General features: G+C 53.3%; 11 protein-coding genes. 1 reads left to right on the plus strand and 10 read right to left on the minus strand.

Translation table 11 applies throughout. From position 1 onward, the window contains the following. Positions 1–43 precede the first annotated feature (43 nt). The 10 genes from RID21_RS16450 to nadA all read right to left on the minus strand — a co-directional run bounded on the left by RID21_RS16450 (position 44) and on the right by nadA (position 14260). Positions 44–724, minus strand: coding sequence for a hypothetical protein (locus RID21_RS16450; protein ID WP_350190665.1), 681 nt, complete (start codon positions 722–724; stop codon positions 44–46). A gap of 2 nt (positions 725–726) precedes the next feature. Continuing rightward, positions 727–1299: a hypothetical protein gene (locus RID21_RS16455; RefSeq protein ID WP_350190667.1), complete on the minus strand. Its 573-nt coding sequence runs from the start codon at positions 1297–1299 to the stop codon at positions 727–729. A gap of 36 nt (positions 1300–1335) precedes the next feature. Continuing rightward, entirely contained in the window at positions 1336–1869 is a 534-nt protein-coding gene (locus RID21_RS16460; RefSeq protein WP_350190669.1) for an RNA polymerase sigma factor, read from the minus strand. Between the two features lie 321 nt (positions 1870–2190). Beyond that, the gene (locus RID21_RS16465; protein WP_350190671.1) at positions 2191–3228 is read right to left on the minus strand and encodes a hypothetical protein; all 1038 of its coding nucleotides are present in this window, start codon (positions 3226–3228) and stop codon (positions 2191–2193) included. Between the two features lie 299 nt (positions 3229–3527). Further along, positions 3528–5735, minus strand: a complete 2208-nt coding sequence (locus tag RID21_RS16470; protein ID WP_350190673.1) for a molybdopterin oxidoreductase family protein — start codon at positions 5733–5735, stop codon at positions 3528–3530. Between the two features lie 27 nt (positions 5736–5762). Next, complete coding sequence (locus RID21_RS16475; protein ID WP_350190675.1) at positions 5763–7508, minus strand: DmsC/YnfH family molybdoenzyme membrane anchor subunit; 1746 nt, start codon at positions 7506–7508, stop codon at positions 5763–5765. A 3-nt stretch (positions 7509–7511) separates the two neighbouring features. After that, complete coding sequence (locus tag RID21_RS16480; protein WP_350190677.1) at positions 7512–8282, minus strand: ferredoxin reductase; 771 nt, start codon at positions 8280–8282, stop codon at positions 7512–7514. 15 nt (positions 8283–8297) lie between these two features. Next, a complete protein-coding gene (gene nirB / locus RID21_RS16485) occupies positions 8298–11261 on the minus strand; it encodes a nitrite reductase large subunit NirB (RefSeq protein WP_350190679.1) in 2964 nt (987 codons plus the stop codon). 64 nt (positions 11262–11325) lie between these two features. Continuing rightward, on the minus strand, positions 11326–12705 hold the full coding sequence (locus tag RID21_RS16490; protein ID WP_350190681.1) for an MFS transporter: 1380 nt from the start codon (positions 12703–12705) through the stop codon (positions 11326–11328). A 565-nt stretch (positions 12706–13270) separates the two neighbouring features. Beyond that, positions 13271–14260: a quinolinate synthase NadA gene (gene nadA / locus RID21_RS16495; RefSeq protein ID WP_350190683.1), complete on the minus strand. Its 990-nt coding sequence runs from the start codon at positions 14258–14260 to the stop codon at positions 13271–13273. Positions 14261–14465: 205 nt separating this feature from the next. Between nadA and RID21_RS16500 the strand changes: the two genes are divergently transcribed. Next, positions 14466–15290: a PIG-L deacetylase family protein gene (locus tag RID21_RS16500; RefSeq protein ID WP_350190685.1), complete on the plus strand. Its 825-nt coding sequence runs from the start codon at positions 14466–14468 to the stop codon at positions 15288–15290. The last annotated feature ends 5 nt before the right edge of the window (positions 15291–15295 follow it).

The following is a 15295-nucleotide window of genomic DNA, read 5'->3' on the forward strand; positions in this document are numbered from 1 at the left end:
TTGCAATAAGGAAGACAACTGTGTCTGTCAAAAGGTAATCCGGTTACTTTTTGTCGCTTGTTTTGGACTTGGTTTTCTTGAGATTTCGCTTAATACGGTTCAGCTCGGCATCGACGAGCTGGTCCCGGTTCTGTTCCATCTCGGAGATGGACTTCTCCAGTTTCTGTAGACGCTTCTCTGCGGATTTCTTTTCGTGCTGTAACAGTTCCAGCTGCAGATCCACGCGCTGCTTTAAAAGTGATTTGAGTTCCGCCTGGTCTGCATCGCTCCCCTTGATCGAAACCCGGGCCGCCAGCAGACGAATGCGGGAATCGACTTCCCAGCGTTCGAGTGTCAGGCGATAGCGTTCGCCGTCCCGATGTTTGAACCGTTCGAGACGGGTCAGCGTTGTATCCAGGTCACGGACGGCCCGACGGTATTCGCGGGGACGATGTTTTTTGAGTCGTTCGATCAGTTCGGCCAGTTCGGGGTGATGCGAGCGGGCAAACTCCAGCGCCTGTTTTTCACGCTCCGGGGAGAGTGCACCAGCGTTCTTGGGTTCTTTCCGGGCACCGTCTGCTTTGTCCCCTGCTTTCTTCGATGCTTCTTTCGAAACATTGACGGTGGCAGAGGCCCGGGGATCTGCCGCGGAGAGCGTACTGCCGGTGATCAGGGTCAGACAAAACAGACAGACCCAGGTCAGGAGCGGACATTGATCGGCGGTGAAACGGTTCAGACTTCGCATGCTCAATTAACGCTTTCTTCCGGAAGTGATACAGCCGTGTAGAGCCAGTCTGGAACTTCCAGGGACTGGTTGTCAGCGAGCACATTCTGTTGATCGCTGAATTCGACCGTTTCCGTATTCATGTTCGAGGTGAGCGCGACGTTGCTTTCCTGGGAAGACTCAGCCCAGAGGCTCAGTAAATATTCGGCATCTTCAGTAGAAGGTTCGGTCTGAGCGGTGGAGATCGTGGGGTTGTCCGTAGTGCCAGTCGATTTGAACAGACTGGGAACCAGCAGCACTACAGCGGCGGCGGTGGTCAGCAGTCCCCAGAAGGCCCAACGGGTGGTAAAGGTCGCTACCGGCTGTTGAAAAGCAGCGATTGTCTCCTGCCCGGCAGGTTGGGCCGCGATGGACTTCAGACCGGCAACGAGCTGAGTGGCATGAGCCAGTGCTTCGCGGGCAGACTGCTTTTCGGCCAGCAGGGATTCGAACTGCAGGCACTCCTGCTCCGAAAGCTCATTGGCCACGTATTGAAACGCCAGCCATTCCAGGTCGCCGGTTTGATCTGCATCCAAATTGTCAGGTGAATTATTCATAGCGGTCATCTTACAACAGTGGCGGACAAGTGAGCCTCAGGAATCATCTGAAGGTGAGTTCAATTGCCGGGACAGTGTTTGAATCGCGAGCCTCATTCTGGTGAGCACAGTTCCCAAAGGGATCTCCTGTTCTTTCGAGATCTCTTTGAAGGTCTTGTTATCGTAAATCCGGGCGATGATGATCACCCGCTGGTTGTCTGGCAGGCTTTCAAGGGCCTGTCGGATCTGTTCCTGGTTTTCATGATCCAGAAGTCGCTGATCTGGTGCTTCATCCCAGAACTGGCTGGTCATCTGACTGAGATCGCTCAGTGACTTCCTGTGGATTTTATCGCGACGGATAAGGGCCATCGCTTCATGGTAGGCGACACGAAACAACCAGCCCTTGCGGGTCTCTTCCCGAGACTGACCTCCTGACTGGAGTGCTTTGGAAAAGGTAAGCTGGAATGCTTCATCTGCCAGATCATGGTTGCGGAGCATACCCGTCAAAAAAGCGCGCAATTCGCCTGCATGAGTCTCAAACAGTTGATGGACGATCTCGGGGGCGAGCTTGCCATCGTTACCGGTGGCCAATATCTACTCCCGTTTACATAACAAAACCACGGCTTTTAGTAACAACGATGCACGAGCAGGCGGATTTATTTTCAGAATCTCGAATAATTCTGAAAGATCCACAAAGAATACTGGGGAGACATAAGTCCCAACGTGGCAGGAGGATAAGGGTGCTTTGTCTGTCCCAAGGCGGATTAATTATCCGTCAGAATACTCCGCTTTCACGAGAGATGCAAAATAAATTCGCGGTTTCTGACGGCATGTGAGAGGGACAGCATCGAGTATCACTCAGGGCGTGACAGCAGACAGTGAAGTATGGCAGGTAGGAAATGTGCAGTATATTCAGTTGCTGAAATAGATGGCCGGCACAATGGCTTCCGCAATTTGCGGGTGGCTGTAGTAGTTAGGGAACATGTGGCCTCCCCCAACACATTGTGAGACGTCGATATCGTGGACGCGGTTGACGTCATCTCCCAGTTTACGACGGTCCAGCCAGGTAAAGCCGGTCTTGGCAAGCGCCCGTCGCGAGATCGGCGCGAGTACAGGATAGAACCGCAGGATCCGGTCCTTATGGTTTCTCAGGTTGACCAGGCAGTCAGTACAGTGCAATCCGCAGCCATAACGATCACCTGGGTTTAGCCAGTTGTGATTGATCGCCGCAGCGGCAAAGACGATGCGGAAGTGCCGACAATGGCAGCAGATCTCTAGTCCACAATCCTGCAGGGAAACTCCCTGAATCGATCCCCCGCCAATCAGGTGCATTGTAGAAGCGACCACCCGGGCACCGTGGCTGTGACCCAGCAGGCTGATCGGATGGTGGGGCGGCAGTTCGGCGATCAGTCGTGAAACATAGAAGCCGTTATACTCAGCCCGTTTTCCCAGGATATTGACATCGACGGGAACAATCTTCGTCGGTGTATCATCGCTGGGCCAGGTAAAGAAGATCACGTTTAAAGGCAGGTGCGGGGCCGCATTCCTCAGCCAGAGATACGTATTATACGAATCGAGGAGTATACTCTCCCATTTGACGAAACTCCCATGCACCATAATGCAGATAGGGGCATTCGGATCCAGGGACTGCAGCAGACTCTCCATCGACTGAGTAGAAACCCTCCCGGCTTCGTCTGAGTGATAGACTTCAAAATCGCAGCAGGGACAGCAGCACTTGCTCTTCTGCATACAGCAACGCGAACTGACGACCCAGTAATTGATCTCTGGAACGCAGGAGGTGCAATCCGGGGTATTCACGCATTGTCCCGGCTCCTGGTCGCAGCCCGGTGCAGGCGGTACTCCCTGACCAAAGACAGGAGCAACAATCAGCAGTAGACAACAGAAGATACCCGCCTTGAGATGCATGGATTGAGTTTGCAGTAAATTCATGGGCCCGGTTTATGAAATTCAATGGATGAGGGGGTGTCATCGTCTCACATGCAGCGCGCACTGTCTGAGGTAAATTCCCGCAAGTGCTTATAGAGGGGTATCGGTAATCGCCGGGACTCTTTAGCGCGATTTAATACAAACTCCGGTTCTACCGACGCAGGGAGGATATTTTGCGGAAATGAAGCCGGAGGGATGGATTGTGCTCAAGTACTGGTGTTCGGATGCTTGACCGGATCGGTCACGTTAGGGGGAAATGTTCCTGATTCCTGGAAAGAAATCGGGGTAGTATTCCGGGGACATTACTCATTAATAATCCGCACAGCACAACATTTATAGGAAGGCTGACTGGAGTGCGGGTCGAAGACGGCATCGGTCAACTGGTTGGTCTCTTCATAATGCATGGGAATGAAAAGCTGTCCCGGTTGGACCGACTGGGTAATGAACGCGCGGGCTTTCAGGCGTCCGCGTTGTGACTCCACAAAGATCAGGTCATTGGGTTGAACGGAGTGTTTTTGCGCATCCTCCGGATTGATCTCGACATAAATCCGATTGGGATACAGCTTCCGCAATACATCAGAATTCCGCGTGCGGGTCTGTGTGTGCCACTGGGAAGCAGTGCCCCGTCCTGTGAGTAAGACGAAGGGATACTGTTCGCTGGGCGCTTCCGGCATCCTGGTCGGTTCAGAAAAGACAAACCGCGCCCGAGCATTCTCGTGAAAGTAACGACCATCCTCGAACAGTCTGCGTTGCTGCTGCGGTGGTTCCGTTTCGCTGGCTGCAAACGGCCACTGGATTCCCCCCTGCTCTTCTATGGCGGTATAGTCTTCGATCCCGGAGAAATCACAGGCCTGGCCGGCACTCAGTTTTTTCATCAACTGGAAAACTTCCGCGGGAGAACTCCACTGCGAGAACATTTCACCACAGCCCCAGTACTGGGCGATCAGTTTAAAGATAGAAAAATCAGATAACGCCTGTCCTGGTGCCCGTTTGATGCGTTTGACCCGACCGATACGACGTTCTGCGTTAATGAAGGTCCCCTCTTTCTCGCCCCAGCCTGCTGCGGGCAGGATCAGATCGGCATGGCGCGCCGTTTCAGTGTTGTGATACATGTCCTGTACCACCAGGAAATCGAGCCGGTCCAGAATGTCGCGGGCCTGTCCCTGGTTGATCCAGGAATGCGCGGGGTTCGTGCAGATGACCCACAGACCTTTGATTTTACCCGCCAGAATCCCTTCCATGATCTTATGGTAAGGCAGACTGTTCTCAGCGGGAATCCGATCTATGGGAATGTCGAGAATGTCGGCGACCTTCGCCCGATGGCGGTCATTCAGGAAATCGTGTCCCCCCAGCAGGTTGGTTGTATTACTGAAAAGACGCGATCCCATCGCATTACACTGACCGGTAATCGAATTCGGACCAGTGCCGGGCCGACCGATGTTCCCCGTCATCAATGCCAGGTTGATAATCGCCTGGGCGGTGCGTACTCCCTGGTAGCTCTGATTAACCCCCATGGTCCACCAGAACGATACCCGTTTGCCTGTGTGAATCAGATCGACCAGTTGTTCAATCTTTTCCTGGCTGACGCCAGTCTCAGCGGTGATACGTTCCAGTGGATAATCGCGCACATGAGCTTTGAAATCATCGAAGTCTTCCGTATGTGCACGTACGTAGTCCGCGTCGACATAGCCCTTCTGGATCAGTAACTGGGCAATCCCGTAAAACAGCGGCAGGTCTGACTTTGGTGCGATCTGGAGATGCAATGTCGACTGCATCGCGGTTTCCGTCTTCCGCGGGTCGACAACAACGATCTGCGGCGAATGGGGGTTCCGCATCACGCGTTCCCACATGATCGGATGCGCGATACAGGGATTCGCGCCCACAAAAACCAGTACGTCTGATTCTTCGAGGTCCTGGTAAGTGAATGGTGGTGCATCGAAGCCGAAGGACTGCTTGTAAGCGGTCACCGCTGAAGCCATGCACTGACGCGTGTTGCCGTCTCCATGTACCATGCCCATCCCGAATTTGGCCAGCGCGCCCAGGAAAGCCATCTCCTCGGTGACCATCTGACCGGTACTCAGGAACGCGACCGATTCATCGCCATGCTTTTCCTGAATGACTTTGAATTTACTGGTAAACAGGCTCAGTGCGGAATCCCAGTCGACCGGTTCCCAGTGATTAGGGGATTTTTTCACCAAAGGGCTGACGGCCCGATCCGGCGAATCGAGTACCGACAGTGCTTCCCAGCCTTTGGGACAGGCCATGCCCAGGTTGACAGGATATTCGGTCGTGGGACTGATACAGACCCCTTCGCCGTTTTTCAGATGAATATTCAGATTGCATCCGGTCCCGCAGAATCCACAGACCATTTGAGTGGTCGCATCGGGTAAATTTTTCTCAGGGACTTTGCCCAGACCGAAGCCGCCGGGCGAGAGCAGTAATTCCCGGGTGAGATGGCCCTCTTTCTGATGAATCAGAGAGCTTAATTTTGATTGATCGATAATCGACATCGAAACACCGAGTCCTGTCCGAGTAATTTAGTGGATCACACCAGGCATGCGGGGAGCGGCGACCGCAGAGAAGAACAGATAACGTTCCAGGAGTTCACCAGCTAAACAGGCTATGAATAAAATACTAACAGTAAAAAACAGAGTCAGGTTCTGAACCGGTTGTGTCTGTTGGTTCAGCAGAAACAGAGGCATCAGGATGCCTCCCAAAATACCGCAGGCAAAACGGGCCAGCGTCACGCTGGAAAGTTCACCACTCATCAGTAACGCAGAACGTTTCAAAGGCGAGTTCTGACGCCGCAGCAGATAGCGGAAGATGGAAGCTTCAAACCCCAGTTTGAGCACGGTCGTCACGATCAGCGCTTTGGAGAGGATTGGTCCTGCTTGCGCGAGCAGCAGATTGGTCGCGGCAGAGTTGACTGTCAGATTCAAGGTGAAAATGACCACCCATGTGGAGGCAATCCCCAAAAGTGCTGCGGTGAGCACAAATTTGGTCGTCGTTGCTTCAAAACTCCAGAATTCGCGCTTGGTAAAGACATAGATCATGATCGAGCAGAAGATCCCTACCGCCCCGATCAGGCCCACCATCCGGCCGGCCAGAGGTTGCCATTCCTGCCAGTCAGGTAGCAACGATCCGGTGAACCAGGTCAAAGCAGCATAACTGAATGCGGCACCTGCAAAGACACCGAAGGCCAGGATCTCCCGGCTCAACCAGGAATGCCTGAGCCCCAGGATGCCTCGAAACGCATACAGGGGACGCCCCAGATGCAAGGTGCTGGCTCCCAGCGCGAGCAACCCGAAGATCAGTGCCGTCGTGGCGGAGAGTCGCGTCATGACGGAGGTGGTCTCAACGCTCAGGAAGTATTCAAGTACCGAGCCCGTCAGAAACGCGCCGACTGACAGTTGTGTCAGAACCAGCATGATGACCAGAGGCAGATGCGCGTGCTGAGGGCTGGCAGAATAATAGTCGGCAGGCAGTGTATTACGCGGGAACGGCTTGCGTGATTTATAAGTGGTTGTGGGATACGTGTGCTGGGGATCGGGAGCAGCGGGAAGAAACGTATTGACTTCCGAGTCGGCCAGGACCTGTTCTTTATTGACGATATCAATCGAAATCGCCTGGTGCGGACAGGCCTGCACACAGGCCGGAGCTTCGCCGTCTGTCAACCGCTGGCTGCACATGTCGCATTTGCGGACAATCCCCTTCCGGCTGTGATACTTTGGCACATCGTAAGGACAGGCCAACGTACAGTATTGGCAGCCGAAGCACTGATCGTCGAGATGTTTCACAATTCCCGTGATGGGATCTTTTTCATACGCATTCACCGGACAGGCCTGCATGCAGCCTGGATCCAGGCAGTGATGGCAGGCGGTAGTGACGTGCTGGTAAATCGGGTCCTGGCTCGTTCCGCCGATCAAAAGCCCCACGTCGCGCCAGGTTTCATTTTCATCCAGCCCATTCATTGAGTGGCAGGCGGTGACACAGGCTTTGCATCCCGAACAGCGATCCAGATCGACCTGAAATGCATACTGTTCGCCGGACTGGGGTGATTTGGAAGGGATCAGATCCGCATAATAACGCGACTGGGCCGGTAATCCTTCTGCTTCACACTGACGGGCAAATTCGTCGACGGCGGTCAGAGTCTGCTGCTCTTCCAGCAGCAGTGAAATCAGGTCAAATTCCTGATGACAGGTGGCTGCTCCCTGTGAAGCCGAGTTGTTCCCATCCAGAGGCGCGTCTGAACCGGTGTTTTGTTCGCCGAAGTTGAAGCTCATGAGTTAACTGTTTTTTCGTTTTTTATGGAATTGCTCGCTGTGAATCAGCTCCGCCGGGGCTCCCATTTCCTGGAGGCGGTCGCGAAAATCCTGATTGAAATCCCGGGGCCCACACAAAAAGAAACGGCAGCTGGGTATCTGAGGAATCCGGGAACTGATGAAATCGAAGTTGAGATGACCACAGTATCCCATCCAGTGGGGGACCGGCTGAGAAAGTGTCAGGAAGTAATGAAACCCCGGTAACTGGGTGATGAGTTGACGTGTTTCCTGGTCGAAGATGACATCCCGATGTGTACGCGCACCGTAAAACAGGTAGCAGGACCTGTTCTCTTTTAAATCATTCAGATAGCGGACGATGCTCATCATGGGAGTGATTCCGATCCCGGCACAGAGCAATATCAATGGCTCGATGTGGTGTTCCGGATCATAGTAGAACTGGCCCAGCGGTCCTTTCAGACGAAGCTGACTGCCGCGCTGCACCTGTTCAAAAAAGTAATTGCTGGCCTCCCCTTCCCGATTGCGTTTGATCGTCAGGTCAATCCGTTCCGGACGTAAAGGCGAAGAGCTGATGGAAAAACTCCGCCAGACTTCTTTGCCCCGGATATCCAGGCAGACCTTGATAAACATTCCCGGTTTGTGAACCGGCAGTTGGCCTTGCAGGTTGTCCAGACGAAAGGTGCAGACATCCTCGGCTTCCTGAATCACATCACAGACAGAAAGGGTTACCAGTGTTTCGTTTTGTTTTCGTTCGTCTTCCGGCTTCGATAGGATCATTTCTTAAACCTGTGCTTAGTGAGCGCCAGCACATACTGTTTGGTTAATTAATTCATCGAGTATCTCGGGAGCAGGCAACTCGAGATAAACGTTTTCCTCTTCATCCACTTTAACATTGAACACCTTGACTGCATATTCTTCATCCCCACTCAGGCAGGAACCGTTTTCCAGGGAAAAGGTCTTCTTATGCAGCGGACAGGCGACTTTGGGGATCCCATGGGCGTCTCCCAAAATACCTCGTGAAAGGATCATCGACTGCTTGTGGGGGCATATCTGCTGACAGGCAAACCATTCCCCGCGGCTTTCGAAATTGAAGACAGCCAGCTGAGCTTGACCATATTTGATGGTCGAGCCGGATTCCGCAGGGAAATCGCTGACTTGACCCACCTTGACCCACTTACGCGGCGGTTCATCCGTTGTGGGGGCCGGTGGTTCAGCAGCCTGCAGACTTTCGAGCGGAACAAAGTCCGGTGCCCAGTCAACGGGACGTTTCTGGCCACGTTGTGGAATCAGTTCGATCGATGGTTCGTGTTCCTCGGTATTGACGAACTGCTCAAACAGCCGTCGCTTGTCAGGATTATCAACGACCGCTTTCCATTCACAGTGATAGCTGTCGACCAGCGACTGCATCATGGCTTCGAGTTCGTCGCAGATTCCCAGCTTGTCTTCAATCACCACTTCCCGCAGATGGTCGATTCCCCCTTCCAGCTTATCCAGCCAGGTGGCGGTGCGCGTCAGTTTGTCTGCGGTCTGAATGTAATACATCAGGAAGCGGTCCAGGTATTTGATACAGGTTTCTTCATCCAGGTCCGAAGCAAACAGGTCGGCGTGGCGTGGCTTGGCTCCGCCATTTCCACAAATGTAGAGATTGTATCCATTCTCAGTCGCGATCAGACCGAAGTCTTTACTCTGCGCTTCCGCACATTCCCGGACACAGCCCGAAACGCCCCCTTTGATTTTATGAGGTGCACGGATTCCGCGGTAGCGCTCTTCGAGACGAATTGCAAAACCGACCGAATCTCCCACCCCGTAACGGCACCAGGTGGTACCTACACAGCTCTTTACCGTTCGCAGGGCTTTGCCGTAAGCGTGTCCGCTCTCGAAACCGGCATCAATCAGCTTTTCCCAGATTCGGGGCAGGTCATGCACTTCGGCTCCGAACAGGTCGACCCGCTGACCGCCGGTGATTTTCGTATAAAGTCCGAAATCCCGGGCGACTTCACCGAGCACGATCAGTTTTTCAGGGGTGATTTCACCACCGGGAACACGCGGAACAACGGAATACAGACCACCCCGCTGCATATTTGCGAGGAACCTGTCATTGGTATCCTGCAGCGATGCATGCTCGACAATATGCTCGTTCCACAGACTGGCCAGAATTGAAGCCACGGTCGGCTTACAGACCTCGCAACCATTGCCGGCCCCACAATCTGCAAGCACTTCAGCAAACGACTTCAGCTTTTTGATTTTGATGATATTGAACAACTCGGTGCGTGAGAACTCGAAGTGCTCGCAGAGATGGTTATTGACTGTAATCCCCGCTGCTGCCATCTCGGCTTTGAACACGTCGGTTACCAGGGGCATACAACCGCCACAGCCACCGCCGGCCTTTGTGCAGGCTTTGACTTCGTCGACCGATGTCAGCTCCTGATCCTGAATCGCCGCGCAGATCTGTCCCTTCGTGACATTGTTGCACGAGCAGATTTGTGCTTCGTCAGGCATGTCCGCAGCACTGCCGCCGGGAATCCCCCCTCCGTTGCCCACGACCAGTTCGTGTGGACTGCAGGGGAGTTTGTCTTCTGACTTGGCCAGCAGGGACAGGCTCCCGTAATCGGAAGCATCTCCAATCAGGATGCCTCCCAGCAGGTGCGTCCCTTCGGTGTTGAATACCAGTTTTTTATAGACGCCGTTAAACGGGTCTTCGAAGGTCAGGCTTTTGGAAACGTCTGGCCCCGCTTCGTAATCACCGAAGCTGGCAACATCGACGCCCATCAGTTTGAGCTTGGTTGAAAGATCGCTACCCGTAAATTCCGCTTCACCGTGACACAGATGCGTCGCAGCCACTTCAGCCATCTGATAGCCGGGGGCGACCAGACCGTAGACCATACCGGAATGCAGGGCGACTTCGCCAACTGCATAGATGTCAGGATCGGAGGTCTGTAGAAAGTCATTCACCAGGATCCCGCCACGCGGTCCGACTTCGAGATCACATTGCCGGGCCAGTTCATCACGGGGACGGATGCCGGCAGAGACGATGATCATATCCAGATCCAAAGTATCGCCATCCTGGAAGAGAATTCCCTCGACCCGGGATTCCCCCAGAACCTTGTCGGTGGCTTTATTCAGATGAACCTGGACGCCCAGTTCTTCAATCTTCTGTACCAGGACTTTCGAACCCGCGTCATCGATCTGACGGGGCATGAGCCGCGGGGCAAATTCCAGCACATGTGTCTGGAGCCCGAGGTCGAGAGCCGCCTTGGCTGCTTCGAGTCCGAGCAGACCGCCACCGATGACTGCGGCCGTCTTGGACTGTTTCGCGTAAGCGATGATCTGTTCTAGGTCGTTGATCGTACGATAGACGAACACGCCCCGGTTTTTAATTCCCGGCACGTCCGGCACAAAGGGGTAAGAACCGGTGGCGATTACGACTTTGTCGTAAGGGATTTCCACCCCTTTCTGGGAGCGGATGATCTTGTTTTCACGGTCGATACTCACGGCCCGATCGGAGAGATGCAAATCGATCTGGTTTTCCGCATACCATTCTCTACGGGCCAGCATCAGCTTTTCCGCGTCATTGTGGGCAAAAAACTGAGTCAGACCCACCCGGTCATAAGCGGCCCGGGGCTCTTCACAAAACGTGGTGATTTTATATTCCTGTTGTTCGTCCTTCTCTACGAGCTGCTCGCAAAATCGCAAGCCGACCATTCCGTTGCCGATGACGACGACATTCTGCTTGTTGTCGAAGTTCTGCTGAATCACGTTATCCTACCTTTTTATTGAGCACTTGAAGTTTGATATTTAAGTTGCTTTCCTGTTCAGTCGCTTATTGTCCCATGGAAGGGGCAAGTTCCTGTTCACCCGGCTGAGGGGCGAGCGCTGATTCATGAGCCAGGCGGGCTTCTTCTTCCATCTCTTCACTGAACCGCACGAGGAAGGTCAGAAACGCACAACAGGTGACGATCGCTCCCAGAATGAACAGAGCGGTTGGCCAGTTGAGGGCCTGGGTTTTAAACAGAAAGCCCGCTGTCACAGCCCCGGCATTTCCACCGGCGCCCACGATACCTGAGACGGCTCCCAGCGCTTTTTTGTTGATGAACGGTACAACAGAGTAAGTCGCCCCTTCCGACATCTGCACAAACAGGCTGAAGACGATCAGTGAGGGTAGAGCCATGGCGAGAATGCTCATCTGTGAAAAGACCATCAGAGCGATGCCTTCACAGAAGACGGCGATAAACAGCCATTTGACGCGGCCGCTCAGCCCCCACTTCTGTCCGAAGCGGTCACCGAAGATTCCCCCCAGTGTGCGAGCGAAAATATTCATCAGGCCGAATAGACCCGCAAACAGACCGGCCATTTTCACGGCCCTGGTTGTATCCATGCTCTTGAAATAGTCGAAGTAATCGAGGAAGTAGAGAGCCGCCACATTGTTAATGGTCAGTTCGATTCCGAAACAGGCACCATAAATCACGAATAGCGCCCAGACACGATGGTCTTTACAGACATTCAGGAATTGCCCTTTCTGCTGGGCTTTCTGAGGCATCTTGCCTGCTTCCCGAAGTTCTTTGAAGTTCCCGTCGGGAGCGTCCTGGGTCAGAAAGTAATAGGCGATTCCGGTCAAGGCACACACCAGGCCGGCGAGAAACATCGATGCCCGCCAGCCGATGGAATCGCTGAATCCGAGGATGCCGACGAACAGTCCGAAAATCAGTGGCATCACCATCTGTGTCACACCCCCCCCCAGGTTTCCCCAACCGGCGGTGGTTGCATTGGCAGTTCCCACACAATTCGGTGCGAACATTAAAGAGGTGTGATACTGCGTGATCACAAAAGCGGCCCCAATCGCCCCGATCGCAATCCGAAAGATCAGGAACGTGGTGTAATCATGTGCGAAGCCGATCCCCATCACCGGAATGGCTCCCAGAACCAGCAACCAGGTATAGGCCAGGCGAGGACCAATCTGATCACAGAGCCAGCCGATGAACAGTCGCGCGATTACCGTAATCGCTACCGACCCGATGATACACCAGCCAATCTGCTCCCTGGTCAGGCTCATTTCCTCGCGGACAATATTCATCAAGGGGGCGATGCCAAACCAGGCAAAGAAACACAAAAAGAAAGCAAACCAGGACATATGAAATGCCCGCATTTGGGGCGTTGAGAAGTTAAACAGGTTGATCCGGGTTGCTTTGTTTTGGAGTTCCATTTTCTGAGAGCTTTCTTGTGGATTCGAGGTGAACTCGAGACTGCTTCCACTCTCTTCAGTAAAATGTCGTGGCGGATCGACTGTCAGCGCAGAGAGTCCCTGCGTAAGAATGAGAGAGGAGTTAGACTGTGTCTGTCGGGATCAGTCAGTCTCTGCTGCAAGCATTGGAGGGAGCGCGGCACTAATGGCTTGCAGGCGAATTTGAGATACCAATTGTCGAATGAGTCGGCTTTAATTCATATTCAATCAGATATTCAGTGATGACTGCGACTCCACTAGCGCAACAGAGCCCGCAGAAGGATTTACCGACAGGATGTGAGGCAAGCCGGTATTAATTCTGAATGAAAACTAGGCAAAGCGTGTGCCTAAAAAATAAGACAATGATCTTAATAAAATCGGTGCGTTCAGTAGAATCTTGAAAACCCCTGCAATGAGAGTCTCAATCCGGATTTCAAGTACTCAAAAAAATTCGCGCAGACGCATGAGGCTTCTGTTATGTGTGCAGCTAATGCGCGTAAGTGCCCGGTATATAAGCAGGAAGAAGTATCGGAGAGAGCAGGTTCGACTACTGCAGCAGGCTGCGTTCGAGAACGTCGCGGGCTTTGTCGAAGTACGGCTGCCATTCGATTTCCGGCTTACCATATTTCAGGCAGTCACGGACTTTCTGCAGCGTATTGAGGGCCATATGCGGGCAGCGGTTGCAGGCACATGTTTCTCCTGAAGATGCCATGATGCCCGGCACGGGTAGATAAGTGTGCTGGGGAGCCGATTTCTCCAGGGGATGAATCATGTTGGCTTCGGTTGCAATCAGAAACGTCCCCGGTTCTTTGATCGACATTACATGCTGACGCAGTTTCTCTGTCCCTCCGATGAAGTCAGAGACTTCCAGAATCGAATGGGGACATTCGGGGTGTGCCAGCACGATCGAACCGGGATTATTCTTCCTGGCACGCAGCAGATCCTGCACGCTGAAGATCTCGTGTACCATACAGGACCCGGGCCAGAGAATCATCTGCCGACCGGTGACTTCCTGCAGGTAACGTCCCAGATGCTGGTCCGGCACGAACAGGATTTCTTTATCAGCGGGTACCCGGTCAATGATTTCCCGGGCATTTCCGCTGGTGACGATCCAGTCACAGAGGCTTTTAACTTTCGCACTGGTATTGATGTAAGCCACCGTTTCAAAATCACGCCCTTCAGCTCGGAGCTTTTCCTGGAACTGGAGCAGGTCTTCATACTGGCAACTGTCTGCCAGGGAGCACCCGGCATGCAGATCGGGCAGCAGCACGGTTTTTTCGGGACTGAGAATCTTGGTCGATTCCGCCATGAAGTGCACGCCGGAAAAGACGATGGTCGATGTTTCTACTTTGACGGCATCACGGGCCAGTTTCAGGCTGTCCCCCGTAAAATCTGCGACATCCTGGATGTCTCCATCAATATAGAAGTGAGCCAGCAGAGTTGCATCTTTTTCTTTTTTCAGCGCATCGATCTCATCCATCAGATCAAGGGGATCTTCATAGACACCTTCACCGGGATCGACTGTAGGCAACGACATTGACTCACATCCTTTGAAATTCGAGAGCAGAAACAGGTGTGTCGAGGGGACACCATCGCGTTGTTCCAGGTTCAACAGTTCAGCATGATAAACTTGCTGGAGAATCTGAAACCTTTGCTGTACAACATTAGTAATATTGTTTAAGGAATTACCTCCTCGTCAAGCACCCAATATTCTATATAATTCCGTGAAGGTTTAGAACTCTATGGCTGATCAAACATTGCGAATCCTGGTATTTGGCGCTCACCCCGATGATTGCGACATCAAAGCGGGGGGCACGGCCGCCCTGTACCAGCAGGCCGGTCATACCGTGAAATTCGTCAGTGTGACCAATGGGGAATCGGGGCATCACCGGATTTCCGGAGAGGAACTGGCCGGAATTCGTCGGTCTGAAGCTGCTGCCGCCGGGCGTGCGCTGGGGATCGAATACGAAGTTCTGAACAATCGAGACGGTTACCTGCAGCCCACAATCGAAGCCCGTTTCGAAATCATCCGGCTGATTCGTACTTTCCAGCCCGACCTGATCCTGACACACCGCCCCAACGACTATCACCCTGATCATCGATATACTTCACAACTGGTCTGTGACGCCGCCTACATGGTTACGGTGCCTCCCATCGTACCAGACGTCCCTGCCCTGCGGGAAAATCCGGTCATCGCGTATCTGTCAGATCACTTTACCCGGCCTTACCCGTTTTCGCCGACGGTAGTCATTGATATCGAACCGGTCTGGGATCGCGTGATCGATGCCCTCGACTGTCACAGCAGCCAGTTCTATGACTGGCTGGCTTATAACCATTTTTATGAAGATGAGGTTCCGCAGGATACCGCGGAACGCAAAGTCTGGCTTAGTGGCAAGATGAAAGACCGTATCGGTCCGCTGGCGGATCGATATCGGGATCTGGTAATCGAAACATACGGGCCTGAACGCGGCAAGGAAATTCAACTGATCGATGCGTTTGAGCCCTGTGAATATGGCTCTCCCCTGAACTCTGACAATGTTAAAACCCTGTTTCCGTTTCTTCCCTGACCAGT

This window comes from Gimesia sp. (genome assembly GCF_040219335.1).
In the GTDB taxonomy this organism is placed as follows: domain Bacteria; phylum Planctomycetota; class Planctomycetia; order Planctomycetales; family Planctomycetaceae; genus Gimesia.

What these genes read in the sequence shown, in the direction of transcription:
- RID21_RS16490 (WP_350190681.1), bottom strand. Translation starts at nt 12,705, where the DNA reads ATGGAACTCCAAAACAAAGCAACCCGGATCAACCTGTTTAACTTCTCA.
- RID21_RS16455 (WP_350190667.1), bottom strand. Translation starts at nt 1,299, where the DNA reads ATGAATAATTCACCTGACAATTTGGATGCAGATCAAACCGGCGACCTG.
- RID21_RS16465 (WP_350190671.1), bottom strand. Translation starts at nt 3,228, where the DNA reads ATGAATTTACTGCAAACTCAATCCATGCATCTCAAGGCGGGTATCTTC.
- RID21_RS16470 (WP_350190673.1), bottom strand. Translation starts at nt 5,735, where the DNA reads ATGTCGATTATCGATCAATCAAAATTAAGCTCTCTGATTCATCAGAAA.
- RID21_RS16475 (WP_350190675.1), bottom strand. Translation starts at nt 7,508, where the DNA reads ATGAGCTTCAACTTCGGCGAACAAAACACCGGTTCAGACGCGCCTCTG.
- RID21_RS16500 (WP_350190685.1), top strand. Translation starts at nt 14,466, where the DNA reads ATGGCTGATCAAACATTGCGAATCCTGGTATTTGGCGCTCACCCCGAT.
- RID21_RS16450 (WP_350190665.1), bottom strand. Translation starts at nt 724, where the DNA reads ATGCGAAGTCTGAACCGTTTCACCGCCGATCAATGTCCGCTCCTGACC.
- RID21_RS16480 (WP_350190677.1), bottom strand. Translation starts at nt 8,282, where the DNA reads ATGATCCTATCGAAGCCGGAAGACGAACGAAAACAAAACGAAACACTG.
- nadA (WP_350190683.1), bottom strand. Translation starts at nt 14,260, where the DNA reads ATGTCGTTGCCTACAGTCGATCCCGGTGAAGGTGTCTATGAAGATCCC.